This is a genomic window from Methanothermobacter sp., from assembly GCF_030055425.1.
GTDB lineage: Archaea > Methanobacteriota > Methanobacteria > Methanobacteriales > Methanothermobacteraceae > Methanothermobacter.
In genome coordinates, this window is sequence record NZ_JASFYE010000006.1 from 67,348 (window position 1) to 91,783 (window position 24,436).

Consider the following 24,436-nt stretch of genomic DNA (forward strand, 5'->3'; position numbering starts at 1 on the left):
ATTGATGAACACTTCACAGCGAAAAAAGCGGGAGGACTATGACTGGATCTTTTTGAGTGACTTATTGGCAGCCTTCTTGAAGTCCTTATCCCCCTTTCTTCTGGCCTTCTTGATTGGTTCTATGGCCCTTGGATCCCCTAGGTCGCCAAGGGATCTTACAGCAGCAAGTTTAACCCCCCAGTCCTCATCCTCAAGGGCGCCGATGAGTGGCTCCACAGCTCTCTTATCCCCCAGTTCCCCAAGGGACCTTGCAGCGACCTTCCTAACCCCCCAGTCCTCATCCTCAAGGGCATCGATGAAGTGATCCACAACTCCTGGATCCCCTATCTTCTTGAGGGCGAATGTGGCGTATCTCCTGACATCCCCCTCACCAGTGTCCATTATTTCAATGAGCCTTTCAAGGGACAGTTTTCCAAATTCTGCAAGTCTCTCTGCGGCCCTAAATCTGACAGGATGACTTTCATCCTCCAGAAGTCCGACCAGTATTTCAACAGATTCCTCTGATGGTTCAAGTTCATCCACGACCTTCATCTTTTCCTCTGAATCCATGAGACCGATTTTATCCTTCAAAGTACTATCAGCCATGAGAATCACCTGATAAATTCACCTGATTGATTCTGTGATAATAAACCGTGATGATACTCTTTTATTCCTCAGCTGATATAAATGTTAATGGACCAAATTCCTGGCTGGTAGGATGATGTGGATGAATAAACTGGACTTCATGAAAAAAAACTCCAGGTGGTATTTCCTGTCTGAGGTTATCAAACTGGGTAGACTTCCATTTCTCGGTGCTGGCCTGATCCTCTATGCCACAGGGGCCGTTCTTGCAGGTATAGGGAGGGGTTACCTCCCCCTCGACCAGTTCATCATGGGATATGCGATCGTGATGCCGGCCCATCTTTCTGTATCCTACAGCAACGACTACTATGACTTTGAACTGGACAACCCTGAGGCTGCAACAGTATACACTGGCGGAAGCGGGGTTCTCCAGAGACACCCTGAACTCAGAGGCTTTGCCTGGAAATTCGCTGTCCTTCTCATATCAGTATCCCTGACACTTGCCGCTATCCACACTCTCATCTACCGTAACCCTGCAGTTCTTCTCCTTGCAGTTGCCGGTAATCTGCTTGGATGGTTCTACAGTGCCCCTCCGGCCAGACTATCATACAGGGGGCTTGGAGAGGTTGCAACAGCCCTTACAGGCTTCATATTCCCTGCCATGGGTTACTCTGTAATCATGGGCGTGATTGATACCCCTTTAATCCTCTTCTCCATCCCCATAATGCTTTTGCAGCTTGTTTTCATCATAAACGTTGAGATACCTGACCTCCGGGAGGACCTGCTGGGAGGCAAGATGACGTTTCCTGTCAGGAGGGGTGTCAGAGTATCCAGAAGGGTTATGGCCTTAAGTGCGGCTGCTGCAACGGTTTCACTGGGACTTCTTGAATTCTACCCCCATTTTGATCCCGGGATCAGTTTTCCCATAATCGCTCTGCTTTCACTCACAGTCACAGTTCCCTGCATCTACTATTACATACATAACCCCGAGGAAGTTAATGTAAGGGGATCTGAGGTTGTGATGAACTCACTCATAGCCTTCGGGGTCCTTGACCTCCTCTACCTCATCAGCGTCCTGGTGATGCAATGAACACGTTTAAACTGATGGATGGACTGGAAATATGTGACCTGTCACTTCTCATTGAGGATTCAATTATAATAGCCGACCTCCACCTGGGGTACGAACAGTACCTCACCAGTGAGGGAGTCATGGTCCCGGGATTCCAGTTCAGAAGGATAGTTGAGCGAATAGAATCCATAAGGGACGCATCGGGCGCCTCAGGTATCATCATAAATGGTGACCTCAAGCATGAATTCGGGAGGGTGAGCCGCCAGGAGAACCGGGAAATCATGAGGATGATGGACTACCTCCAGGAAAACTTCAGGGAGATAACACTGATCAAGGGGAATCATGACCCCATAGTACCCCACATGTCCATAATATCAGGTATTGCAGTCCATGAAACCATGAAGGTGGGCGATTTCCTCCTGACACATGGCCATGTGATACCTGAAAAACTTGACGCTGAAAACATCATCATAGGCCACGAACACCCCTGCGTGGGTCTCAGAAGCGGTGAAAGGGTTGAAAAGATCAAATGCTTCCTCCTGGGGCCCTTCAGGGATATGAATCTCGTTGTCATGCCATCCTTCAATTTCATAAGCGAGGGCTCCGACATCCTCCATGAGGCTGTACTATCACCCTTCCTCAGGGAGGCTGAGCTTGAGGAATTCCATGTCTATGGTGTTGAGGACTTTGAGGTTTTCGATTTCGGGACGGTGGGTGCCCTCATGGAGTTCACTTCATCCACGGGATTCAGTGGTGGGTGGTGAGGCCCATGATAGTCAGGCAGAAGAAGAAATACTCAGGCAGCAGAATACATTCTGTTCTTCACCCCTGGGTCAGCGAATGGTTCAAGAGGACCTTTGATGACTTCACAGAGGCCCAGAAGTATGCGATAATGGATATACACATGGGGAGGAACGTCCTTGTATCGTCACCAACAGGTTCAGGTAAGACACTCACCGCGTTTCTTTCAATAATCAGTGAACTCACCACACTTGCAGATAGGGGTGAACTTGAGGACAGCGTCTACTGCATATACATTTCACCCCTTAAGGCCCTTGATAATGACATAGAAAGGAACCTTGAGGAACCCCTCCAGGGTATAAGGGAGATTGCAGAGGAAAATGGCAGGGACCTTGAGATAAGGAAGGCTGTGCGGACCGGTGACACCAGCAGCTATGAGCGCTCCAGGATGCTCAAAAATCCCCCACACATCCTTATAACGACCCCTGAGACGCTCTCAATACTCCTTGTGGCCCCGAAGTTCCGTGAAAAGCTTTCAACTGTGCGCTATGTTATCGTGGATGAAATACACTCCCTTGCAGATAATAAGAGGGGTGTTCACCTTTCACTGAGCCTTGAGAGGCTGCAGCACCTTGTCGGTAACTTCACAAGGATCGGTTTATCTGCGACGGTGCATCCACTTGAGCGTGTTGCAAGATTTCTGGTGGGTTACAGTTATGGTAATGAAAGGGACTGCATCATAGTGGACGTTAACTACCTTAAAGAACTTGACATTGAACTCATCTGCCCGGTTGATGACATCGTGGCCGCTGACCCTGAGGAAATTGGTAATGCCCTCTATGACATCCTCCACGACCTCATAATGGAACACCGGACAACCCTGATCTTCACCAACACGCGTAGCGGGACCGAGAGTGTGGTTTACAACCTTAAAAGTCGCTTCCCTGAGAGTTACACCGATGAAAACATAATGGCACACCACTCATCACTTTCGAGGGAGATAAGGCTTGAAACAGAGGAGAAACTCAAGAGGGGTGAGCTGAAGGCGGTTGTATCATCAACGTCCCTTGAACTCGGGATAGACATCGGTTACATTGACCTGGTGGTTCTTCTGAGTTCACCAAAATCTGTTTCAAGGGCACTCCAGCGTATCGGGAGAAGCGGTCATCAGCTTCATGAGAAATCAAAGGGACGGATAGTTGTCGTGGACAGGGACGACCTTGTTGAGTGTTCACTCATACTCAAGAACGCAGTTGAGGGTAAAATAGATTCCATAAGGGTACCCGAGAACTGCCTGGATGTCCTGGCCCAGCACATATACGGGATGGCCATTGAGAACCCCTGGGACATTGACCATGCCTTGGAGGTTATAAGGAACAGCTACTGCTACAGGAACCTCAGGAGGGAGGATTACCTCTCTGTACTCAGCTACCTTGCAGGGGAGTATGCTGAGCTCGAGGAGAGATACGTATACGCCAAGATCTGGCTTGACCACGAGAAGAACATGTTCGGGAGGAGGGGTAAACTTGCTAGGATGCTCTACTCCACCAACATAGGGACCATACCTGATAGGAGCGCTGCGGTTGTTAAGTGCAACGGGAAGGTTGTGGGGAGGATAGAGGAGGACTTCATGGAGAAACTCAGGAAGGGTGACACCTTTGTTCTCGGTGGGAAGATCTACAGATTCAACTATGCAAGGGGTATGACCGTCAATGTCAGCCCCGCCTCAGGACCCCCCAACATTCCATCATGGTTCTCAGAGCAGCTACCCCTCTCCTTTGACCTTGCAGTTGACATACAGCGCTTCAGGGACATTATGGACGGTAAGTTCCAGTACGGGCGTTCAAAGGCAGAGATAATAGAGTTCATAATGGACTATCTCCACGTGGATGAGAGGGCTGCAGGTTCAATCTATGAGTATTTCCGTGAACAGTACCTCTACGCGACAATACCAAGCATCAGGAGGATGCTTGTTGAGTACTACACTGGCTTCGGGGGCAGAAAATTCATCGTATTCCACAGCCTCTTTGGAAGGAGGGTTAACGACGCCCTATCAAGGGCTGTTGCCTATGTCATTGCAAGGCGTTACCGGCGGGACGTTATGATATCTGTCTCTGACAATGGATTCTATCTGAGTTCAGAGGGAAAGATGGGTGGTCTCGAGTCATTCATGGAACTTGAACCTGAGAACCTCCGGGAGATACTTAAGAAGGCCCTTGACAGGACAGAAACCCTTGCAAGCAGGTTCAGGCACTGCGCTGGCCGTGCCCTCATGATACTCCGCAGGTACAGGGGGGAGGAGAAGTCGGTTGGCAGGCAGCAGGTGAGGGGTAAGATACTCCTTAAATTTGTGAGTGAACTGGATGACAGGTTCCCCATACTCGAGGAGGCCCGCAGGGAGGTTATGGAGGACTACATGGACATCGAGAATGCCATCAGGGTCCTTGAATGGATCCGTGATGGTGAAATGGAGATACGGCAGGTTGACACGAGGATACCCTCACCATTTGCCTTTAACCTGGTTGCCCAGGGTTACCTGGATGTGCTCAAGTATGAGGACCGGATAGAATTCATCAGGAGGATGCATCAGGCTATACTGGACGAGATCAGATGATCTTCCAGTTATGCGAAAAGAACAGAAACTGATATCCTCTTTACTTCAGGGATGAACTCAGGTAATCATAGTATATGAAAAAAGACCAGGAATCTGGTGTCATCTTTTCTTTAGAACAAGCATCATGTTACCTCCCCTCCTGAACTCATAGTCCACCGTGACTGTGAATGCATCAAATTCATCTCTTCTATCTTTCAGTATGCTCTCTGCATATTCTGAGAGTTTTCCGTTCTCCTTGACGATCGGGTATATCCTCACCTCTGAACTGATGCGTATCATCTCGGAGATGGCCCTTTCATGAAATTCCCTGTCAAGGCTGTGGTCATATATGAATAGGAGATGGGAGGAGAGAAGGAGATCAAACTCATCATCATCAAATGGTAAATCCCTGAGGTCCCCCCTAACGTAAAGTTCAGGGCGCTCCCTGTAGCTTTCCTCAAAGCACCCGCAGGCATCCAGGCGTTTTTCAAGCATCTCCTCCGGTGAAGAGTAGAACCTCCACACGAAATGGTTCCTGATCCTCTTAAGGGCATCTGTGAGTGCCATGATGTGCTCCCTGCACATGTTTCCAAGGGTATCTGCATCCTCACCGTACATGATGTCACAGGCCCTCACATCAAGGCCCTTCTCCGCCATGATTGGTGTGAATGAGCTGGCACCCGCTGGACAGTCGAGTATCCGCAGCCCCTCAAGTTCATTTATCCTGAGATCAAACATCTTCAGGTATTCCTGGCATGTGCGGGCGGTGAAGAGTGGTCCCTCTATAACCGGCATAATGTCACCTGTCCATAGTTGTGTTGTATGTGATACTTTAGCATGTGCCCCATGTAAAGAGATCTGTGTGTGGACCCCCATCACTACTTTGTATGTGATATCTTAGCCTGCAAACCACCCCACACCACCGAAATCTTTATATACTAGAATTCTAACATATAGGTTTGTGTGTCTCATACACACATCACCCCCTTAAATTTTGCTTTCAACATCCGGGATATTTTGTTCTGTTGAAAGCACCAAAAAATCAGCTTCCAGAGATAAAAAACGAAAAAGCACCTCCCCGTTTTTTCACTCCTAACAACCCCCCTTTTAAATCTCTGGAAGCTACCCCCCATACTTCAGATAACGATTCTCAATACCTCAGATTTCTGATTTTTAAGTTCCTTCAGGCTATTCATGAATATGATCATTAGGCTCACTTAACCACCAATTATCAGAGAGGGAACACTATTTATGCGCCCATTCACATACCAGTAACCATGAAGGCACTTGTGGTATATTATTCAAGAACCGGGCGTACCAGGGATGTTGCATCCCAGATCGCCAGGGAACTCAAATGTGACATCGAGGAGATAAGGGACACCCAGAAGCGGACGGGTATCATAGGGTTTTTAAAATCAGGTTACCAGGCCGCGAGGGGCAGGGACACTGTACTTGAACCCTATGAAAGGGACCCATCAGACTATGATCTTGTGATAGTGGGTACACCTGTCTGGGCAGGTAATCCATCAGTACCCATTGGCACCTACCTCAGGGAAAATGCATCAAAGATAAAGAATGCTGCCTTCTTCTGTACATATGATGGAAGCGGTGCAGAGGGAACATTCAGGCGTATGAGCGAGATCATCGGAAAGGAACCCATCCAGACAGTCGCCATAACCGAGAGGGAGATAAAGGAGAATACCTGTGACTGCAAGATAGAACCCTTTGTAAGGGACGTTGAAGCAGCATTCAGAACTGAGGAATAGTCCAGATTTTAAGGCATCTTCCTCAATAACTGCAGGCTATGCGATGAAAAAGGCGTTCTGACCTCTCAATCCCCGGGTGAATCGATATCCTCATGGTAGGGTTTTATATCAATGACAGGTGAGCCGTCCAGTGCATCAAGGCCCCTAACCCTGAGGAAATCCCCTGCCTCCAGGAGCTCCACCAGGCACAGCCCTATGGGGTTGGGCCTTGCAGGGGCCCTTGTTGAAAAAACACCCCTCTTCCTCTTTTTACCCCGCGGAACAACCTTAAGAACATCCCTTTCAGCAAGGTGCTGCCAGTAGAGAACAAATAGGTGCCTGAAAAGTTCAACCCCCTCCAGGGCGTCACGATATTCCGGGAAGATGTGGATCTCGCTCTCCTCCATGGAGAGTCTACCCTGATGAGGTGCCTCCCCCCTCCTCATGAATGGGGATCTCACAAATCCAACAGGCCTTATTTTTATCTCCACAGATACCCTCCACAGAATTCCTGAAAATTAAACCTGAAATTCCGCTATAACGGTACATGGTGCGCTGTCAACCCCCTCAATGGTCCAGGGGACCACAAAGACCCTCTCAATAACCTCCGGAGCATCCATCAGTTTCATATCCTCCAGGATGAGAAGTGGTTCCCCGTAGTCAGGGTCCTCAGTGAAGGCCCTTAGGTGGGCCATCTCACCCTCAGATGGGTGTTCCGGATTTGATATTGATATGCAGTCCACACCTATGGCCCTGATGTCCCTGAAGTTCCTCCTTATTTTATCAATAAGTTCAGGGGTGATCCATGGGTTATCATGGAGGTAGATGTCTTCGCCCCTCACCGACTCGAAGCCCGTCCTTATGAGGAGGAGGTCGCAGTCTGGAATCTCAATATCCCCACTTCCTATGGGGTCCCCTGGCCCCACATCAACGTCAACAGTGCAGACATCATTGAATACAAGTTCATCAATACTGTATTCACATATCCTTTTTCCACCCTCAATGAAATGGGCCGGGGCATCAACATGGGTCCCGGCATGGTTGGATGTGATGATGGTGTGGGTCTCATACCCATCCACAGGTACCCTGTTACTGATTGATATGCTCACATCATCAAGTGCCGTGTGAACCGGTGAACCATTCTCCAGTGGATGCGAAAGAAGTTCATACATCTTATATCTCCTGTGCTAAAGACATTTACTCCTGCAGTTTTCTATAATATCCGCCACGCCCCTATCGGTGAGGTGGTAGCGTGCCATCTTACCATCCCTTTCATAGTCAACGATTCCCGCGCTTCTCAGGATTCTGAGCTGGTGGGAAACCGCTGACTGGGTCATCTCAAGGAGGGATGCCAGTTCACAGACACAAAGAGAATCCACACTGAGTGCCTCGATTATCCTGAGCCTTGTGGGCTCGGATAATATTTTGAAGAGGTCACAGAGTCTTTTTATTTCATCGTCTTCAGGCATCGACTCCTTCACCCTGAGCACAAGGGCCTCATTGGCATCATCGATTTCACAGACATCCCTCTTCATAGAATAATTTATAGATGAAACTGTAGATAATAATAACGTCACCATGATGGTGAAGCAGGATTGAAGAGCGGGTAAAGGGCCATGGCAGTGGACTGGATAAGAATAAGGGACATCCTGGGGGCTGAACACACCTACACAACAGGTCCCCGGGGAAATGCAATTGACATACGGGTAAGTGAGCGGAAGATAACCGTCACCTACCTCAGGAATGGCACCCCAGCCCAGAGGGTATTTCTGAAATCAAACATAGTTTACTATGAGTACAGCTCTGAGCACCTCAGGAAAAAGTATGAGAGGCAGGTCTAAGATGAACACGATCATATTCGATATTGATAAAACGCTGCTTGTTGGATCCCACTGTCACTTCTACTCCTTCAGGCAGGCGTTCAGGGAATTTTTCAACGTTGATGTTGAGATAGACATCGGGAGCATCCAGGGGATGACCGATAAGGAGATAATATTCCAGACAGCATGGAAGTACGGCCTTGAAATCAGCGATGAGGATTTCTTGAGGATAGTGGATAGGATCTCATACAATTACCGCCTGAACCTTGAGAGGGATAACATAAGAGCCCTGGATGGTGCAGAGTTTATACTTAAAAGGCTCAGTGAAGCCGGGACACCGCTGGGGGTTGTGACCGGCAACATTGAGCCAGTCGCATGGTTGAAGCTCAGGGATACCTCATTTGACGGATACTTCAATTTCGGGGGCTTTGGTAACGAGGGGTGCAGCAGGGCCTCCATACTGAGGCTTGCCCTTGAAAGGGCATCCTCCATCTACGGACAGATACGGCGGGAAAATGTTATAACCGTAGGTGACACCCCACGGGATATTGAAGCCGGCAGAGAACTTGGGGTGAGGACTGTGGGGGTTGCCACCGGGGACTTCACCGTCGATGAACTGGAGGCCGCAGGCGCCGACCACGTCCTTGAGGGTCTCGGTGACGTTGATGCCTTCCTTGAGATAACAGGTTATGGGGCTGCAGTGAGCATTATGGGTGATTGAATGAAGGTTCTTTTAACCGGAGCCTCGGGTATGCTTGGAAGTGACCTCATTGATGTCCTGAAAGAAAAACATGAGGTTTTAACATCAGGAGACACTGACATCAGGGACCTTGAGGGTGTCATGGAACTTACAGTCGAAGCACAGCCTGATACCATTATACATGCGGCTGCATTCACAGATGTTGACTGTGCCGAGTCAGAGCGTGAAACCGCCTATCAGGTGAACGTACTCGGGACCAGGAACGTTGCGGCTGCCGCATCACAGACAGGCGCCAGTCTGGTTTACATATCCACAGATTACGTCTTCAATGGCAAGAAGGGTGATGAATACTTTGAATTTGATGAACCTGATCCACTGAACTTTTACGGGAAAACCAAGTACCTGGGCGAGCTTGCTGTGCGGGATCTGACAGATAGATTCTACATAGTGAGGACCTCCTGGCTCTTTGGCAGGAACGGCAGGAATTTTGTAAGGACCATGGTGGAACTGGCAGAGAGGGGACATGAGATAAGTGTCGTGGATGACCAGTACGGATCCCCAACATACACCCGGGACCTTGCAGGTGCAATCGGGAAGCTTATTGAAAGGCCCGCTTATGGTGTTTACCACATAACAAACTCTGGCCACTGCTCATGGTATGAATTTGCCAGGGAGATATTCAGTGCATTGCAGATGGATGTTAAACTTAAACCTGTAAGGAGCCATGAATTCCCGAGACCCGCCCGCAGGCCATCATTTTCTGTCCTCAAAAATTACAACTGGATCATGGAGGGCTTCAGACCCCTAAGAAGCTACAGGGAAGCCCTTAAGGATTACCTTGAAGAAATGAGATAGGGAGGTGGACGATGAAGGGTATAGTGCTGGCAGGGGGTTCAGGAACCCGCCTCTACCCCATAACAAGGGCTGTTTCAAAGCAGCTCCTCCCCATATATGATAAGCCCATGATATACTACCCGCTATCTGTGCTGATGCTCGCGGGTATAAGGGATATACTGGTGATATCAACACCAAGGGACCTTCCCCTCTACAGGGACCTGCTGGGGGATGGTTCACAGTTCGGTGTCAGGTTCTCCTATGAGGTGCAGGAGGAACCCCGCGGCATTGCCGATGCATTCATTGTGGGGAAGGATTTCATTGAAGACTCCAGGGTGGCCCTGGTCCTGGGCGATAACGTATTCTACGGGCACAGGTTCAGTGAAATACTCCAGAGGGCCGCATCCATCAGGGAGGGTGCTGTTATATTCGGCTACTATGTAAAGGACCCCCGACCATTCGGTGTTGTTGAATTCGACAGTGAGGGCAGGGTCATATCAATAGAGGAAAAACCTGAAAGACCCAGATCCAACTACGTTGTTCCTGGCCTCTACTTCTATGACAACCAGGTGGTTGAAATTGCCGAGAGAATAGAGCCGTCAGAGAGGGGTGAACTTGAGATAACCTCCGTCAATGAGGAGTACCTGAAGATGAAGAAGCTCCGGGTGGAGCTCATGGGCCGGGGTATGGCCTGGCTTGACACAGGTACCCATGATGGACTACTTGAGGCAAGCAGTTTCATAGAGACCATACAGAAGAGGCAGGGATTCTACATCGCATGCCTTGAGGAGATAGCCTATAACAACGGGTGGATCACAAGGGAAGATCTCCTTGAAATGGCAGAAAAACTTGAGAAGACAGAATACGGCAGATACCTGAAGGACCTAGCGGAGGGAAACTTCCATGGGTGAATTCAAATTCCAGAAAACCAGACTCGATGGTGCAGTCATCATAGAACCTGAGGTTTACGAAGATGAACGGGGATACTTCATGGAGACCTTCAACCAGGCACTATTCAGGGACCATGGCCTTGATATCACCTTTGTCCAGGACAACGAGTCCATGTCACAGAGGGGCGTTCTCAGGGGCCTTCACTTCCAGACAAAAAAGCCCCAGGGAAAGCTCATAAGGGCTGTGAAGGGTGAGATCTTTGATGTTGCGGTGGACCTCCGGAGGGACTCGGAGACCTACGGTGAATGGGTGGGTGTCTTCCTTTCAGAGGAGAACCGGAGGGAATTCTTCATTCCAGAGGGATTTGCGCATGGATTTCTGGTCCTCGCAGATGATTGCATAGTCAACTACAAGTGCACAGAACTCTACCTCCCTGAATATGACTCTGGCATACCCTGGGACGACCCTGACATAGGGATAGAGTGGCCCCTGGAAATGGTGGATGAACTCATAATTTCAGATAAGGACAGGAACTGGAAGCCCCTGAGGGAGAGGCCAGTTTACCTCTGAGGAGATTTGAATGGAAAGGATTCTTGTAACCGGTGGAGCCGGCTTCATAGGTAGCAACTTCATAAGGTACATGCTTGAGAACCACAGCTATGAGATAATCAACCTTGACGCCCTTACCTACTGCGGGAACCTTGAAAACCTCGCCGGCGTGGAGGATGACCCGCGTTACACATTTGTTAAGGGCAGCATAACCGACAAACAACTCGTTAACCGCCTCATAGCAGATTCCGACGCTGTTGTGAACTTTGCGGCGGAATCCCACGTTGATCGGAGTATCGAGGACCCGGGCATATTCATAAGGACAAATGTCATGGGTACCCAGACACTTCTGGAGGCCTCAAGGAGGCACGGCGTTGAGAGGTTCATACAGATCTCAACAGATGAGGTCTACGGCTCCGCAGAGGAGGGCTACTTCACAGAGGATACTCCCCTTGCACCCAACAGCCCCTACTCTGCCAGCAAGGCCTCTGCAGACCTCATTGTCAGGGCATACAACCGTACCTATGGTTTGCCGGTCAACATAACCCGCTGCTCCAATAACTACGGCCCCTACCAGTTCCCTGAGAAGCTCATACCCCTCATGATAACCAACGCCCTCGAGGATAAGCCGCTCCCTGTATACGGTGATGGCATGAATGTGAGGGACTGGATACACGTGTATGACCACTGCAGGGCCATAGACCTTGTACTCCACCATGGCCGTGTCGGTGAGGTCTACAATATAGGTGGCAACAATGAGAGGCGGAACATTGAGATCGTAGAACTCATCATCAGGGAGCTCGGGAAGGATGAGTCCCTCATAAAATTCGTTGATGACAGACCGGGACATGACAGGAGATACGCCATAGACGCAGGAAAGATAATGGATGAACTTGGCTGGAGGCCCACCTATTCCTTCGAGGAGGGTATAAGGAAGACCATCAAATGGTACATTGAAAACAGAGAGTGGTGGGAGAACATCAAGAGCGGAGAGTACCTCAGGTACTATGAGCGCATGTATGGTGAAAGGCTACGGTCCTGATCATGCAAAGAGGAAGAAAAGATACTGCGTACTGGGGTCCAATGCCTGGAGTCCTTTAAGGAAGTAAGGAGGGTGCGCCCTCAGAGGATGCCATCGAGTATACTCCTGACCTCACGGAGGTTCACCTCTATGAATCCTCTGCTTGAGGGATCTGCAAGTATCTTAAGCTGTTTCTTACCTGTTCTCATGTAGGCCCTCTTAAGTATCTCCTGAATCTCTGATACGTCCATCTCAAGTACTTTTTTAACGCGCTCCCGGTCCATCATGGACAGGTCAGAGTACTGGCTCATTATCTGGGACCTGAATTTTGCCGCGAGGTTGGTGCCCCTCTCGGCCCAGCGATTAAGCAGAAATATAGGGACAGCTGTGAAGATATCCAGGGACTGGATAACATCTTCCTCGGTTATTTCCATGGTTTAATCTGTGCTGGTGGTTTTATATAACATTAACCCGCCTTATTGGGATAGGTTTATATAAGGTGTGTTAGTAAGTACTTACATAAGTGATATCATGGTCTCCACAGAGGATAGGATACTGGACGCTGCAAGGAGCCTATTCATAAGAAAGGGTTACCGGGGGACCACAACAAGGGAGATAGCTGCTGAAGCCGGTGTCAGCGAGGTAACACTCTTTAGAAAGTTCGGATCCAAGAAAAATCTACTGAAAAGGATAATGGATACAAGCAGAAGACGGGTGTCTGCACTACTCGGTGATGTACTTAATGCAGACAGGGAGCCCCGGGAGGTCATCTATGAGGTTATCTCAGGGCTCACAGAGGTCATTGTTAACGAGAAGATGGACCTCCTCTTTGTGATGCTGGCTGAGAGAGAACTTGAGGAACACGGATTTGAGGAATGGGAACTTCCAGATTCAACAGGGGAGATGATATACACTGCACTTGAGAATTATCTCAGCGAAATGACAGAAAAAGGAAAGATAAGGGATGTGGATCCAGGAGTCGCCGCAGAACTTATAATAGGTTACATCTCACATGCAAGCCTCAGTTCACACTTCAGATGCCATGAAACCAGGCCCCCCCAAGAATTCACTGATATCCTGTGGAACGGCTTAAAACCCTGAGGTGTGAATAGACTGAAGGGCATACTTAAAGAAGCCATCCTCGTAGGAGGCCTTAATTAAATGGTGGTGTTTTATTGGACGTTGTTCTCATAAACCCTGAGGATCAGACAGCTGTTAAGAATAAGCTTGGATTTGTTTTACCTCCCCTCAACCTGATGTACCTTGGAGCAGCCCTTGAGAGGGCCTCCTTCAGTGTGGAGATAATAGACGACGACCTCAGAAGGATGGGGGCAGAGGGTGTTGCACTCCTCGTTGAAAAGCTCAACCCCCTCATCGTTGGGATAACCGCAACCACAGCCACCATAAAGACCTCCCTTGAGTACATAAAGGCCATAAAGAGGGTTCTTCCCGATGTCCTTACGGTTATAGGTGGCCCCCACCCCACGTTTCTCCCTCTGGAGACACTCAGGGATTGCAGGGAACTTGATGTTGTTGTTATGGGTGAGGGTGAGGAAACCATCGTCGAACTCGCAGAGGGCTGGGAACGCGGGGACAGGGGCGTCCTCGAGGGGGTTAAGGGTATCAGTTACCGCGCCGATGAGCGGCTCAGAACCACACCTCCAAGGCCACTCATAGAGAACCTCGACGACATCCCCTTTCCTGCAAGGCACCTTGTACCCTTCAGGGACTATGAAACCTCCAGTCAGGAGGCTGGGGGTATGATAACAAGCCGTGGATGCGTTTACCCCTGCCGCTACTGCTCTTCATCCCTTATAATGGGTAAAAAGTTTCGTTTCAGGAGCCCCGAAAACGTCGTGGATGAGGTTGAGGAACTCACCGAGATCTACGGCCTCCATGAAATTGCCTTCCTTGACGACACCTTCATGCTGCATCGGCCACGGGCCCGTGAAATAGCAGAGGAGATCAGAAGAAGGGGCCTGGATGTGAGCTTTGTTACATCCTCACGTGTGGATATGGTTCAGGAGCCACTTCTGAGGACTCTCAGGGAGGCGGGGATGAGCACAGTATACTATGGTGTTGAATCAGGCTGCCAGCGCATCCTTGATATGATGAAAAAGGGCATAACCGTTAAGCAGTCAGAGGACGCGGTGAAGGCCGCTAAAAGGGCTGGTTTGGAGGTTATAACATCATTCATCCTCGGTTACCCCGGTGAGAGACCCTCTGAGATGGACCGGACCATCGACTTTTCAATAAAACTTGACCCTGACTACAGTCAGTACTCCATACTGACACCATTCCCCGGGACCCCCATCTACACTGAACTCAAAAGTAAGGGCCTCCTGGAGGAGGACTGGGATCGGTACACCGTTATACAGCCTGTTATAAGGTACGAAAAACTTGGCCTGAGCCGTGAACTTATCCAGAGAAAACTAGTTAAGGCATACCTCAAATTCTATTCAAGGCCCTCATATCTCCTTAAGCACACATACATGATACGTGTATTCTTTGAAACCCTCTACAGGACATACATTGAGCCTAAGATCCCCCTGAGAAAAAAATTAAAGGCCTGAAAAAGTTTCAGGGCGTGAAAGGCATCCTGAAAACGCCCACGTTGATGCCTCCAAGTCCGACAGTGTTTATTATCTGAAATCCTGCTGAACTTCCATAGGAGGGTGTTTCCATTTCAAGGTAACTGGTTGAATTTCTCAAAACACGGAATCCCTGGGGTTCGAAACCTATCCCTCCGTAATCCACGGATCCGGTGATTCTGATGGCGTATGCCGGAAACAGGGCTACTGATGTTCCCCCCACCATGACCTGGGTGCTCATATTACCTGTGGGTCTCACACCCTCTGCAAGGTCTGCTATGTAGAATCCTCCGGTATTCACATTGAATGATGCGTTCCTGAAGCTCGTATTTCCCAGGAGAACCGTGCCGCCGCCGGTGTACTGGATGGTTGAATTGATGGTGTCCACCCTTGAGTTATTTGCAAGAACCAGTGTAACACCTCCAACCTTGCTCCGGAGGGTTATATTGTAGGTGTACCTGTTTGATAGGAGTATCCTTGCATCACCTGCATCCATCTTAACGTTGAGGTTCAGTGTCTCGCCATCAACGGTATAGTTAACCTCTGGCTTCGCATCTCCAGGGTCGGTTTTCGTTGAGATCATGTAAACGCTATCTGAGTTATCAGCAAATCCAATGTAGGCCCCGCTTGTATTTGATTCCATGTTCACATTTACGTACTTAACACCAGAGACCTCTGCAGAGTTCAGGGTGAAGTTTTCAGATACAGTTGCCTCCTCCTGGGTTTTGGGTAGAAGAGAGGCTGTTGATGCCACAATGAACCCTGCAATCAGAACTATGAGGATTATGGCCCCTGCAATGTCAGTTCCATTCATCATAATACCCCCGCAAGCATCATAAGAAGTGTTATTATAATGGCTGGAAGTGCGAACACTGATAGAAACGCCCTTCCATAGCCCATTTCATGTTCAGCAGCCACTGCAGCGGCGGCAATCATTACCGTCCAGATGTACATCACCACAAATAGCATTGATGATGTGAAGAATGTCCCGAGAAGTGTCAGGGTTATGATAGCGAATATTCCCACCACAAAGGGCGCTGCTGCGAACCCCATCATCTTCAGGGTGCCTGCGAATGTCCCCTTGCCCTTGAATACCACGGTAGCGATTATATGTGATATGAGAGCCCATACTATCAGTTTTATGAAGGAGACAACGAGTCCAGCCAGCGCAAAAAGGACGGGTACCATTATACCGGCGCCCGTTGCAGCCGAAATTACCCCGCCAATCATGTAGCCGAGAAAGGCCGAGAGGAACACGTAGAGGTAAAGGCCCTGGTTTTCAACTCCAAGTTCCTTGACCCTGCTTAACGCCTCCTCAGGCGATGCCAGAACCCCCACCAGGTCCCGGGAAAAGTTCATTATCCTGTTCAAAGCATTAACCTCCCCTTATTTTATATTCATATGACTGAAATAATATCAGATGCCAATTTCATGTTTTATAATAAACATTCCCCTAACGAGCAGCATAACTAAACTGAATCCTCCGATCACCCCCTTGAGATAATAATATTGTATATTTCCTGCCATTTCTATAAAACTCTTTGGGTTTCAGGAAATAACATCAATTCTAGCAATCTAAAATTAGATTTTAGGCGGATTCGCTTAATTTGATTGTGCAACTTGTGGTCCAGCGACTTTCGTGATTAGCGATGCTTGGCTGTATGTTATTAAGGATGATGCCACACAACTTTGATTAAATATTTAAATGATTTTAATATTATAAATAAGTAAATATACGCCATATAACTTTTAGAGGTATTCTATGAAGTCTATGCAAACAAAATATTTAGGTTTTCTAACATTGGGTTTAATTTGTATGGTAGTTATGGTTTCTGGTTGTACTTCTGAAGAACCTACTGAAACCATTAATGAAACAGAGGAAACACACCCCGAAGCAAAAAATGTTGTAATAGTAAATTCAACTGGTAGCTTTCAGTATGGATACTATTATATTAACGGTACGGTAAAAAACAAAAATGATTTTGGCGTGGCCTACGTCAAAATTCTTGTAAGAGGATACGATAAAAATGGGGAACTCGTAGCAGAAGATTACACCTATGCTAACGATACTAATCTTGCTCCTGGAGCTAAATCAACATTCGAGGTCTATCTTGATGATCCCGGCCATGAAATAGTAAAATATGAAGCTAAAGTTATAGATGCAGATAAATCACTATATGAATATGAATCCAAATCTACCGATAAATCAACTAAGGATAGAAAGTTTCCCCTTGTTTTACCTGAAGGAGAGAAAGTAAGTTGCCCCTATTGTGGTTCCTTCAATAATATTGTCACTGATGAGATATACTTAGAAAGGGAGGGCAAATATCTCGATTACTTCGAATGCAGGAACTGTGGATACATGTGGGAAGAAAAGTTTAGCTACCCTGCATATGGAACGCCTGCTTAATTAAGCAGGATCCCTTTATTTTTTTATAAATTAATAGCAGCTTTAGAATGCTTCATCTAAGTGAATTATTTTTGGTATCAACCTTTTTTATCTAGTAAAAAACTGAAAAATTAAATACAGTCTGCAAAACTTGATATTTATCTGTATAATGAATCATCTATCAATATGTTTTATTAATTGAGATTAAATAGAAAAACTTTAATCAAATGAGTTTATAGTTTATCTGTTTAATGTTAAAGGTGATTTAATGGAGGATAAAGTAGGTATAATTGGAAGAATCAGTAAATGGTGGAATAGACGTGGACGAATCACCAAAATTTCTATCTTCCTTTTATGGTCCATATTTATTTTTATGGTTGGAAGTTTCGAAGGAAGCGAAGTTATGACATCATATGAGAGGGGACTTGTCCAGTTTGATATCATCAATTTCACTATTGAAGAGGCTAATGGAGCTTATTTTATCACAGGAGAAGTTCAAAACAGGTACAATCAGCTCTAGATTTTGGAGTTGTCTATATAAAATTAATTGACGATTATGGAAATGTAGTTAAGGTTGATGGAATCGATATAGATAGGCTTGAACCCGGAGAAAAAAGGAAGTTCAGGGGAAGACTAAACGTCACTGAAGATGTGTCAATTATCGGATTCAGAACAGAGGGCAGACTGATTTCTCCTATAGGAATTCCCTCAGGAGGATAAAGATAAAATAAATAATACAAATCTTTTTCAGATCAATAATATTTTATTTTTTTGATTCTCATCCCCATCAGTTCCACTGATTACTCAAAAAATTTTCTATAATAGAACTACAGTATTTTATTCAGTCAGTGTATTCGTAATAGTATCCTATAACGAAGTCATTCAATTCCGTGGCTTATGGCTGTCTATGTGGATTACAGATTACATGAAAACACCGCAGTTAGGGTGGAGCCCCGTGCACTGCAAAGTATTTATGATGCCAGAAGACCAACTCTATAATGTGGTCCCTATGGAGTACGGAGAACTCATCAGGATCAAGGAACTCACTCTCCTAATACTCATAATCCTTGACATAGTGCTCTTGAGCTACATATCCTTCTACCCCTCAAATCCTGGGGCCGTGAATGCCATCAACCAGTTTGACCTTTTCCTCTGCATCATACTCTTTCTGGAATTCTCCATCAACCTCAAAAGGGCCGATGACAGGAAAAGATTCCTAAGGGAGAACTGGATGGATATAGTGGCCTTCATGCCTGTGGATTTCTTCAGGGCCTTCAGATTCATAAGGATCATCAGGGTTGTGAAGGTTCTCGCCCTCTTCAGGAAGTACCTCAAGAAGTTCTTCACATTCCTGGTGGACACTCACCTTGACCAGGCACTGGGGATACTCCTCTTTGCAATAGTGGGGGGCACACTCTTCTTTTATATGATGGAGTCAGGGGTCAACAGATCCCTCCACGGTCCGCTGGACTCCCTCTGGTACAGCATCACAACCACAATCGTGGGTGAGGTTGTGATCCCCCCAACAACACTCTACGGTAAGGCCATAACCAGCATGCTCATGCTTGTGGGGGTCACCTTCGTGGGTTTCCTCACAGCCTCCCTGGCCTCCTGGTTCGTTAAAAACCCTGAAGAAGAAAAGGAGATCCATGACAGGATAGAAAACATAGAAAAAAGTATAGAGGACCTTAAAAGGGAGATCAGGGAAATAAAGGACTTGCTGCAGGAGAAATGATGTAACTCTATTCTGAATATACACCGTTACTTTTATACAGAATGGGCCCTTAGCATAAATAAAATAGATAAATCAAACGAGGATAACATGGCAAGATCATCCTATATCATCGTTGCAGCCATTCTCATATTCGGGGCCTACCTCTACGGTGTAACTGCCCTGAGCCCTGTGGAGCCCGTTGGGCGTCTGGGTTTCGTAAAACTGGCAAACCCAGATATGTACCCGGGACACCCCCAGTCAAAGGTGCTTGCAGAGTACGCAGCCCAGAGGGGATCAAAGTGTGCCCTTGTGGTCCACTACGCAGGAAGCTCAAACTACAGACACTACAGGGAGGGCAACGTCACCATAATAGAACTCGCATACATCAGCTCAGAGTACAGGACAGACATAGACTGGACCGAGGTCATTGAATCCTTCATATTTGGAGTGCCTGACGGCAAATACCGTTACAGGGCCGATGGATACGAATTCGACACCCTCGATGAGGCCATGGACTACGTTGAAAGGCTGGCTGCCGAGAAGGGCCAGGAGGGCCCCATGCCCATGGTCTTCCATGGGACCGTCCGGGAGGGTAACGTATTCGTAAACCCTGGCTGTGGCTTCCCCCTCTACGTGCAGATAGCCTGGAAGCAGTACGGGAGACTGGGAGCCTACTATTACATCATAAAGGGTCTTATCCACCCCTACCTCAACAATCCCTACACCGCATATGAGCTAACCCATGCATCTGACCTTCAGAGGCTCTACAACTCAGGTGCCCTGGACTACACCGGCTATGAGTAACCTATCAGGGGTCTCTGAGTCCATCTAAAAATCTTCTTTTGACCCTCTGGAAGTCCTCAAGTTTTTCATCTGTGAGGTACCTGTAGAGGAGCCTCATGCGGGGATTTTCACCTATGTAACTCCTTTTATCATTTAAGAATGTCCAGAAGAGGGAGTCCCAGACCCTGCACCAGTCACCCCTTGCATGGTCACTCATCCTCAGGATGTAGTTTGATGATGATATGTAGGGCTTGGTTGCCATGAGGCCCCCATCAGCGTACTGGCTCATGCCATAGACATTGGGGACCATCACCCAGTCGTAGGAGTCTATGAACATCTCCATGAACCAGCGATAAACATCATCAGGGTCTATGCCGAGGAGGAGCATGAGATTACCTATGACCATGAGGCGCTCGATGTGGTGGGTGTATCCACAGGTTAAAACCCTCCTTACTGCGGTATCATAGGGCTCAAGGCCCGTTCTGCCATGGTAAAGTTTATCTGTCAGTCTGCCACCGTGGTTAAAGAAGTTCCTGGTCCTCTGATAGGATCCCCTCAGGAGGTAAACTGCCCTTATGAACTCCCTCCAGCCCATAACCTGCCTCACAAATCCCTCAACAGAATTGAGGGGGGCATCTGCAGATAGCGCTGCTTTCAGAACCTCCATGGGTGTTAGGAGGCAGATGTTGAGTGAGGAAGAGAGTACAGAGTGGAAGAGAAACGTCTCATCACGGGATATGAAATCCTGGTAGCTTCCAAAGTTCCTGAGCCTTTTTTCTATGAAATCCCTCAAAAATATCCGGGCTTCCCTGTGGGTTGTGGGGTAGTTGAAGTGTTCCATGAAACCAGGGTTATCAGAAAAGCGCTCGGTCACGTAACTCCTGGCTTCACGCACATAACTGTTTTCAGGCAGTTCTATGGGCCTGGGAATATTCATTCCCCGCGGCAGCCTCCTCCTGTTCTCCCTATCAAATGTCCATTTACCGCCCTTGGGCTTGAAGTTTTCCATGAGAATGGAGAGCCTCCTCCTCTCCCTTATGTAGAATGATGTGAGAAAGAACCTGCCATCCCTGAAGTAACTGTCCATGAGCCTCCTTCTGAAGATGAATGGCCCCTCAATCTCAACGAGTTCTGCGCCCGTTTCACTGCAGAGCCGCCTCAATCTCCTCTCAAGTTCATGGTCGAGGAGTTCCAGGGTGTAGACCTTCTCATATCCCTCAAGGTGGTCCCTGAGGTACCCCATGTCAGGGTCCGGCGTGTAATCTATGTATCTGACATTCAGACCCCTTGATTTCAGGTGGTCATAATAGTAGCGCATGGTGGCCCTGTGAAGCAGGAGTTTGTTCTTATGGAACCTCAGGTTGAATACAGGGTCTCCAAAGAAGAGCTGGTCCTCCACCACAATGAAGTCTGATGTTTTCTCTGCAGCGGGATGACTCTCCATGAGGTGATGTGGAAAGACAACTGCCATAGATTTCCCTGGCATGTATAATATTATGTCAGGAGGTGTCTATAAATCTAAAAGTTTTTTAGGATGGCGTAACATAAACTGTTATGGTGTTTATATGGTTAAGTGGGGAGCTGTCATTACTGGATTCATACTTGCAGTTGTTTTTCCGATCATCCTTAGCCCTTTTATTGACCAGGCCTCTGTCCTTGGCTTGTTCCTTGCGGGTTTTGTTGTTGGCCTCATGGTGAGGGAAGGTGCCACTGGTGGGTTCTGGAATGCCACGGTTGCCGGTGCCTTTGGCGGCATAGTCCTAGCGGTTCTCTTAACAATCTTTGGTGCCGTCCTTGGAGGATTCGGAGGGTTGTTCCTTGGTGCATTCGCCGGTCTCCTGCTTGTGGTGGTGCTCCTCTTTGTTTCAATGATCTTCATGGGTATCGGTGGCGCCATTGGGGGTTTCCTTGCCGGTGACTGATCATTAATTTTTTTAATCCGTGATGAAGAACTGTGGCCATGCTGCCATAGATAATAATTATCTACGAGTTATTACTATTTTTTAGGTGCTTCAGTAATAACAAAGGTTTAAATATTATGAGATGATCTTTATTAAAAGGTGATGAATATGTATGATGTTGGAGACCTTGTGGCTGAAAGACCATCCCTTGGTACCATGACAGACATAAAACTGTTCAGGATACTGAGGTTCATGCCCTACTCCATCATAGGGGACGGAGCCAACGGTATCCTCTACAAGAGTGGTAAGGACCTTGGACGGAGTATGGGACTGAAGAACGCTGATGAAGCTGTGAAATTCCTCCATGATAAACGTGTCGGTGAGCTTGAGATTCTTGAAAATAACCCCTACCGCCTTAGGGTTGATGAGTGCCTAAGCTGTGCCGGGCTTCCTGCTTCAGGTAAGGCCCTCTGTCACTTTGAGGGTGGTCTACTTGCAGGAATACTCGAATCAATGAGTGGGAGACCGGTTGACCTCCGTGAGGTGAGGTGCTGGGGCCTCGGTGACCGCACCTGTGAATTTGAGGAATTTGTGCGATAACCACCACCCCATTTATTGTTTCCCCTCATTAACACCTTCGGGTCTCGGTACAGGTCAGAAATACAGACACCTCTGGAACCAGAGTGCGGCCCAACAGGGTACAGTTTATTCACGACCCAGATACCGATACTCCGGAAAACTTATTTTAAAAATAAAAAAGATATAGGACTGTGTAATCTTATTGCTCACCTGATGGTATCAACTGAAAATCCACCATGGAACTGACAGAGGGTAAACAAAGAAAACTATCCCCCATATAAGGAGAGTGAGAATGCTAATAGGTGTTATATCAGATACACACATCCCTGACAGGGCAGCTGAACTTCCTGAGGCGGTATTTGAGGCCTTCAGCGACGTTGAACTTATACTCCACGCCGGTGACCTGACCTCACCGGATGTTCTTAGTGACCTTGAAACCATTGCACCTGTTGAGTGCGTTCAGGGAAACATGGACCGCAGATATGGTGTAGACAACCCCAGATCAAGGTTATTTGAGATCGGAGCATACAGGGTGGGCCTCATACACGGGGAGGTCTACCCCCGTGGTGATACCCAGCAGCTGAGGTACCTGGGGCTCGAGCTTGGTGTGGATGTCCTCATAAGCGGACATACGCATCAGCCCTTCATAACCGAACTTGAGGACATGCTCCTCCTCAACCCTGGGAGCCCTACAGTGCCCCGCCTAACAGATCCAAGCGTCATGATCCTTGAAATTGACGGTGAAAAACTCGATGCCAGGATCATCAGGACAGGGGCGCCTGTCTGCAGATCACTGAACTTCCAGAGGTGAATCCATGGGAAAACGATGGCAGGCTGAAAGAAAAAGGGACCACTACTACAAAAGTGCCAAGAGGGAGAACTACCGCTCAAGGGCATCCTACAAGTTACTGCAACTCAACAACCGCTACAAACTGATAAGGAATGGTGACAGGGTCCTCGACCTCGGGGCAGCCCCCGGGGGATGGTCACAGGTCGCCCTTGAGAAGGTAGGTGAGGAGGGACTTGTGGTTGCAGTTGACCTCCAGAGGATAAAGGGTTTCCCCGCCGAGAACTTCAGGGCCATAATTGGGGACTTCACAGACCCTGCTATAAAGGAGAGGATAATTGAGGAGCTTGGTGGAAGGGCAGATGTGGTCATATCAGACGCTGCCCCATCCCTTTCAGGTATAAGGGACATCGACCATCTCCGCTCGGTGGATCTTGTTGAGAATGTCCTTGATATAGCCTACAGGGTCCTTGAAAGGAAGGGGAACATCCTGATCAAGGCATTCCAGGGCCCCGAACTCGATAAAGTCATAAAGGAAATGAAAAAGGATTTCTGGAAACTCAAAACAACAAAACCAGCCTCATCAAGAAAGGCAAGCGCAGAGATGTACATTGTGGGCCAGGACTTCAAGGGTAGAAAGAAATGGGAGAGAATCATCCATTAGATCAGCAGGGCTTCAAGGAAAAAGGAAATGAAAAAGAATCACCCATCAGCTCACATGAGTGCCCTCAGATCATTCAGGGCCTGTGAGGCAACCTGAAGCTGATACCTGGCTGTTTTTATGCGATCATCAACCTCAGATTTTGGTTTATTTGTCTCCAGGGCACTTTTAACATCATCAATCGCTGACTTGGCCTTCACAAGCTCTATCTCAGCATTCAGGTACGTCTTTGTCAGGTTATCGTTGTTCCTCTGGTAGACATCCTTTTTAACCGAGTCATACTGGACCTTCAGTGCCGAGTAATCGCTCTGGAGCTTTGCGAGTTCATCGTACTCGGCACCCTTCTCCACACTCCCAGATATGGCATCAGATACCGCATCGACGCCTATATATGCAAATATCAGTATGGTCCCTGCTATGAGAAGCACTCCCAGAATTGATATGGTCATTGATGTTACCTTAAAGAGGTTTATCCTTGATCTCTTCATGATCTCACCTTACATTCAG

30 protein-coding genes are annotated in these 24,436 nt (G+C 47.8%); 20 read left to right on the forward strand and 10 right to left on the reverse strand.

Features of this window, described 5'->3' with window-relative positions; translation table 11 throughout:
• Positions 1-36: 36 nt before the first annotated feature.
• On the reverse strand, positions 37-585 hold the full coding sequence (locus QFX39_RS06840) for a HEAT repeat domain-containing protein (protein WP_300478673.1): 549 nt from the start codon (positions 583-585) through the stop codon (positions 37-39).
• Between the two features lie 121 nt (positions 586-706).
• On the opposite strand from QFX39_RS06840, the gene QFX39_RS06845 reads away from it, so the two are divergent.
• From QFX39_RS06845 to QFX39_RS06855, 3 genes are read left to right on the forward strand one after another with little or no spacing between them, the layout of a single operon-like run.
• Positions 707-1,651 (forward strand): prenyltransferase, encoded by a 945-nt coding sequence (locus QFX39_RS06845; RefSeq protein WP_300478676.1) that lies wholly within the window; start codon positions 707-709, stop codon positions 1,649-1,651.
• Positions 1,648-2,394 carry a metallophosphoesterase gene (locus tag QFX39_RS06850; RefSeq protein ID WP_300478679.1) on the forward strand — a complete coding sequence of 249 codons (747 nt, stop codon included), beginning with the start codon at positions 1,648-1,650 and terminating at the stop codon, positions 2,392-2,394. Before QFX39_RS06845 ends, QFX39_RS06850 begins: the two co-directional genes overlap by 4 nt.
• 5 nt (positions 2,395-2,399) lie before the next feature.
• A complete protein-coding gene (locus QFX39_RS06855) occupies positions 2,400-4,985 on the forward strand; it encodes an ATP-dependent helicase (RefSeq protein ID WP_300478682.1) in 2,586 nt (861 codons plus the stop codon).
• 99 nt (positions 4,986-5,084) lie between these two features.
• On the opposite strand, the gene QFX39_RS06860 is transcribed toward QFX39_RS06855, so the two are convergent.
• On the reverse strand, positions 5,085-5,759 hold the full coding sequence (locus tag QFX39_RS06860) for a methyltransferase domain-containing protein (protein ID WP_300478685.1): 675 nt from the start codon (positions 5,757-5,759) through the stop codon (positions 5,085-5,087).
• Positions 5,760-6,241: 482 nt separating this feature from the next.
• On the opposite strand from QFX39_RS06860, the gene QFX39_RS06865 reads away from it, so the two are divergent.
• Positions 6,242-6,730, forward strand: a complete 489-nt coding sequence (locus QFX39_RS06865; protein ID WP_300478688.1) for a flavodoxin — start codon at positions 6,242-6,244, stop codon at positions 6,728-6,730.
• A 65-nt stretch (positions 6,731-6,795) separates the two neighbouring features.
• Here the strand turns inward: QFX39_RS06865 and tsaA are convergent, their stop codons facing one another.
• From tsaA to QFX39_RS06880, 3 genes are read right to left on the reverse strand one after another with little or no spacing between them, the layout of a single operon-like run.
• Positions 6,796-7,200 carry a tRNA (N6-threonylcarbamoyladenosine(37)-N6)-methyltransferase TrmO gene (gene tsaA, locus QFX39_RS06870; RefSeq protein WP_300478691.1) on the reverse strand — a complete coding sequence of 135 codons (405 nt, stop codon included), beginning with the start codon at positions 7,198-7,200 and terminating at the stop codon, positions 6,796-6,798.
• Positions 7,201-7,227: 27 nt separating this feature from the next.
• Entirely contained in the window at positions 7,228-7,881 is a 654-nt protein-coding gene (locus QFX39_RS06875; RefSeq protein ID WP_300478695.1) for a cyclase family protein, read from the reverse strand.
• Positions 7,882-7,896: 15 nt separating this feature from the next.
• Positions 7,897-8,244 carry a metalloregulator ArsR/SmtB family transcription factor gene (locus QFX39_RS06880; RefSeq protein ID WP_300478697.1) on the reverse strand — a complete coding sequence of 116 codons (348 nt, stop codon included), beginning with the start codon at positions 8,242-8,244 and terminating at the stop codon, positions 7,897-7,899.
• Between the two features lie 81 nt (positions 8,245-8,325).
• Here QFX39_RS06880 and QFX39_RS06885 point away from each other — a divergent pair, with 81 nt between their 5' ends.
• From QFX39_RS06885 to rfbB, 6 genes are read left to right on the forward strand one after another with little or no spacing between them, the layout of a single operon-like run.
• Complete coding sequence (locus QFX39_RS06885) at positions 8,326-8,550, forward strand: hypothetical protein (RefSeq protein ID WP_300478700.1); 225 nt, start codon at positions 8,326-8,328, stop codon at positions 8,548-8,550.
• Positions 8,534-9,250: an HAD family hydrolase gene (locus QFX39_RS06890; RefSeq protein WP_300478703.1), complete on the forward strand. Its 717-nt coding sequence runs from the start codon at positions 8,534-8,536 to the stop codon at positions 9,248-9,250. The genes QFX39_RS06885 and QFX39_RS06890 overlap by 17 nt, the downstream gene beginning before the upstream one ends.
• The gene (gene rfbD / locus QFX39_RS06895) at positions 9,251-10,084 is read left to right on the forward strand and encodes a dTDP-4-dehydrorhamnose reductase (protein WP_300478706.1); all 834 of its coding nucleotides are present in this window, start codon (positions 9,251-9,253) and stop codon (positions 10,082-10,084) included. It abuts the gene before it with no gap.
• 11 nt (positions 10,085-10,095) lie between these two features.
• Positions 10,096-10,974, forward strand: a complete 879-nt coding sequence (gene rfbA / locus QFX39_RS06900) for a glucose-1-phosphate thymidylyltransferase RfbA (protein ID WP_300478711.1) — start codon at positions 10,096-10,098, stop codon at positions 10,972-10,974.
• The gene (gene rfbC / locus QFX39_RS06905) at positions 10,967-11,524 is read left to right on the forward strand and encodes a dTDP-4-dehydrorhamnose 3,5-epimerase (RefSeq protein WP_300478714.1); all 558 of its coding nucleotides are present in this window, start codon (positions 10,967-10,969) and stop codon (positions 11,522-11,524) included. Before rfbA ends, rfbC begins: the two co-directional genes overlap by 8 nt.
• Before the next feature lie 10 nt (positions 11,525-11,534).
• On the forward strand, positions 11,535-12,545 hold the full coding sequence (gene rfbB, locus QFX39_RS06910) for a dTDP-glucose 4,6-dehydratase (RefSeq protein WP_300478717.1): 1,011 nt from the start codon (positions 11,535-11,537) through the stop codon (positions 12,543-12,545).
• An 80-nt stretch (positions 12,546-12,625) separates the two neighbouring features.
• Here rfbB and QFX39_RS06915 read toward each other — a convergent pair whose 3' ends face one another.
• Positions 12,626-12,958, reverse strand: a complete 333-nt coding sequence (locus tag QFX39_RS06915) for a hypothetical protein (protein WP_300478720.1) — start codon at positions 12,956-12,958, stop codon at positions 12,626-12,628.
• A gap of 97 nt (positions 12,959-13,055) precedes the next feature.
• Here QFX39_RS06915 and QFX39_RS06920 point away from each other — a divergent pair, with 97 nt between their 5' ends.
• Together QFX39_RS06920 and QFX39_RS06925 are read left to right on the forward strand one after the other, a co-directional pair.
• Positions 13,056-13,625 carry a TetR/AcrR family transcriptional regulator gene (locus QFX39_RS06920; RefSeq protein ID WP_300478723.1) on the forward strand — a complete coding sequence of 190 codons (570 nt, stop codon included), beginning with the start codon at positions 13,056-13,058 and terminating at the stop codon, positions 13,623-13,625.
• A gap of 74 nt (positions 13,626-13,699) precedes the next feature.
• A complete protein-coding gene (locus QFX39_RS06925) occupies positions 13,700-15,097 on the forward strand; it encodes a radical SAM protein (protein WP_300478725.1) in 1,398 nt (465 codons plus the stop codon).
• A 7-nt stretch (positions 15,098-15,104) separates the two neighbouring features.
• Here QFX39_RS06925 and QFX39_RS06930 read toward each other — a convergent pair whose 3' ends face one another.
• Both QFX39_RS06930 and QFX39_RS06935 read right to left on the reverse strand, forming a co-directional pair.
• The gene (locus QFX39_RS06930) at positions 15,105-15,932 is read right to left on the reverse strand and encodes a hypothetical protein (RefSeq protein ID WP_300478727.1); all 828 of its coding nucleotides are present in this window, start codon (positions 15,930-15,932) and stop codon (positions 15,105-15,107) included.
• Positions 15,929-16,486, reverse strand: coding sequence for a YIP1 family protein (locus QFX39_RS06935; RefSeq protein ID WP_300478730.1), 558 nt, complete (start codon positions 16,484-16,486; stop codon positions 15,929-15,931). Before QFX39_RS06935 ends, QFX39_RS06930 begins: the two co-directional genes overlap by 4 nt.
• 445 nt (positions 16,487-16,931) lie before the next feature.
• Between QFX39_RS06935 and QFX39_RS06940 the strand changes: the two genes are divergently transcribed.
• The 4 genes from QFX39_RS06940 (at position 16,932) to QFX39_RS06955 (ending at position 20,022) form a co-directional block, all read left to right on the forward strand.
• A complete protein-coding gene (locus QFX39_RS06940; protein ID WP_300478733.1) occupies positions 16,932-17,525 on the forward strand; it encodes an FxLYD domain-containing protein in 594 nt (197 codons plus the stop codon).
• A 247-nt stretch (positions 17,526-17,772) separates the two neighbouring features.
• Positions 17,773-18,024 carry a hypothetical protein gene (locus QFX39_RS06945; protein WP_300478736.1) on the forward strand — a complete coding sequence of 84 codons (252 nt, stop codon included), beginning with the start codon at positions 17,773-17,775 and terminating at the stop codon, positions 18,022-18,024.
• A gap of 456 nt (positions 18,025-18,480) precedes the next feature.
• Positions 18,481-19,239 carry an ion transporter gene (locus QFX39_RS06950; protein ID WP_300478738.1) on the forward strand — a complete coding sequence of 253 codons (759 nt, stop codon included), beginning with the start codon at positions 18,481-18,483 and terminating at the stop codon, positions 19,237-19,239.
• An 87-nt stretch (positions 19,240-19,326) separates the two neighbouring features.
• Positions 19,327-20,022, forward strand: a complete 696-nt coding sequence (locus QFX39_RS06955) for a hypothetical protein (protein WP_300478741.1) — start codon at positions 19,327-19,329, stop codon at positions 20,020-20,022.
• A 4-nt stretch (positions 20,023-20,026) separates the two neighbouring features.
• On the opposite strand, the gene QFX39_RS06960 is transcribed toward QFX39_RS06955, so the two are convergent.
• Positions 20,027-21,472, reverse strand: a complete 1,446-nt coding sequence (locus QFX39_RS06960; protein WP_300478744.1) for a cryptochrome/photolyase family protein — start codon at positions 21,470-21,472, stop codon at positions 20,027-20,029.
• 94 nt (positions 21,473-21,566) lie between these two features.
• Between QFX39_RS06960 and QFX39_RS06965 the strand changes: the two genes are divergently transcribed.
• The 4 genes from QFX39_RS06965 (at position 21,567) to QFX39_RS06980 (ending at position 23,932) form a co-directional block, all read left to right on the forward strand.
• The gene (locus QFX39_RS06965; RefSeq protein WP_300478747.1) at positions 21,567-21,923 is read left to right on the forward strand and encodes a DUF5518 domain-containing protein; all 357 of its coding nucleotides are present in this window, start codon (positions 21,567-21,569) and stop codon (positions 21,921-21,923) included.
• Between the two features lie 147 nt (positions 21,924-22,070).
• A complete protein-coding gene (locus QFX39_RS06970) occupies positions 22,071-22,502 on the forward strand; it encodes a V4R domain-containing protein (RefSeq protein WP_300478750.1) in 432 nt (143 codons plus the stop codon).
• 271 nt (positions 22,503-22,773) lie between these two features.
• Complete coding sequence (locus QFX39_RS06975) at positions 22,774-23,292, forward strand: metallophosphoesterase (RefSeq protein ID WP_300478753.1); 519 nt, start codon at positions 22,774-22,776, stop codon at positions 23,290-23,292.
• Between the two features lie 4 nt (positions 23,293-23,296).
• The gene (locus QFX39_RS06980) at positions 23,297-23,932 is read left to right on the forward strand and encodes an SAM-dependent methyltransferase (RefSeq protein WP_300478756.1); all 636 of its coding nucleotides are present in this window, start codon (positions 23,297-23,299) and stop codon (positions 23,930-23,932) included.
• 50 nt (positions 23,933-23,982) lie between these two features.
• On the opposite strand, the gene QFX39_RS06985 is transcribed toward QFX39_RS06980, so the two are convergent.
• Positions 23,983-24,417, reverse strand: coding sequence for a hypothetical protein (locus QFX39_RS06985; protein WP_300478759.1), 435 nt, complete (start codon positions 24,415-24,417; stop codon positions 23,983-23,985).
• Positions 24,418-24,436: the final 19 nt, after the last annotated feature.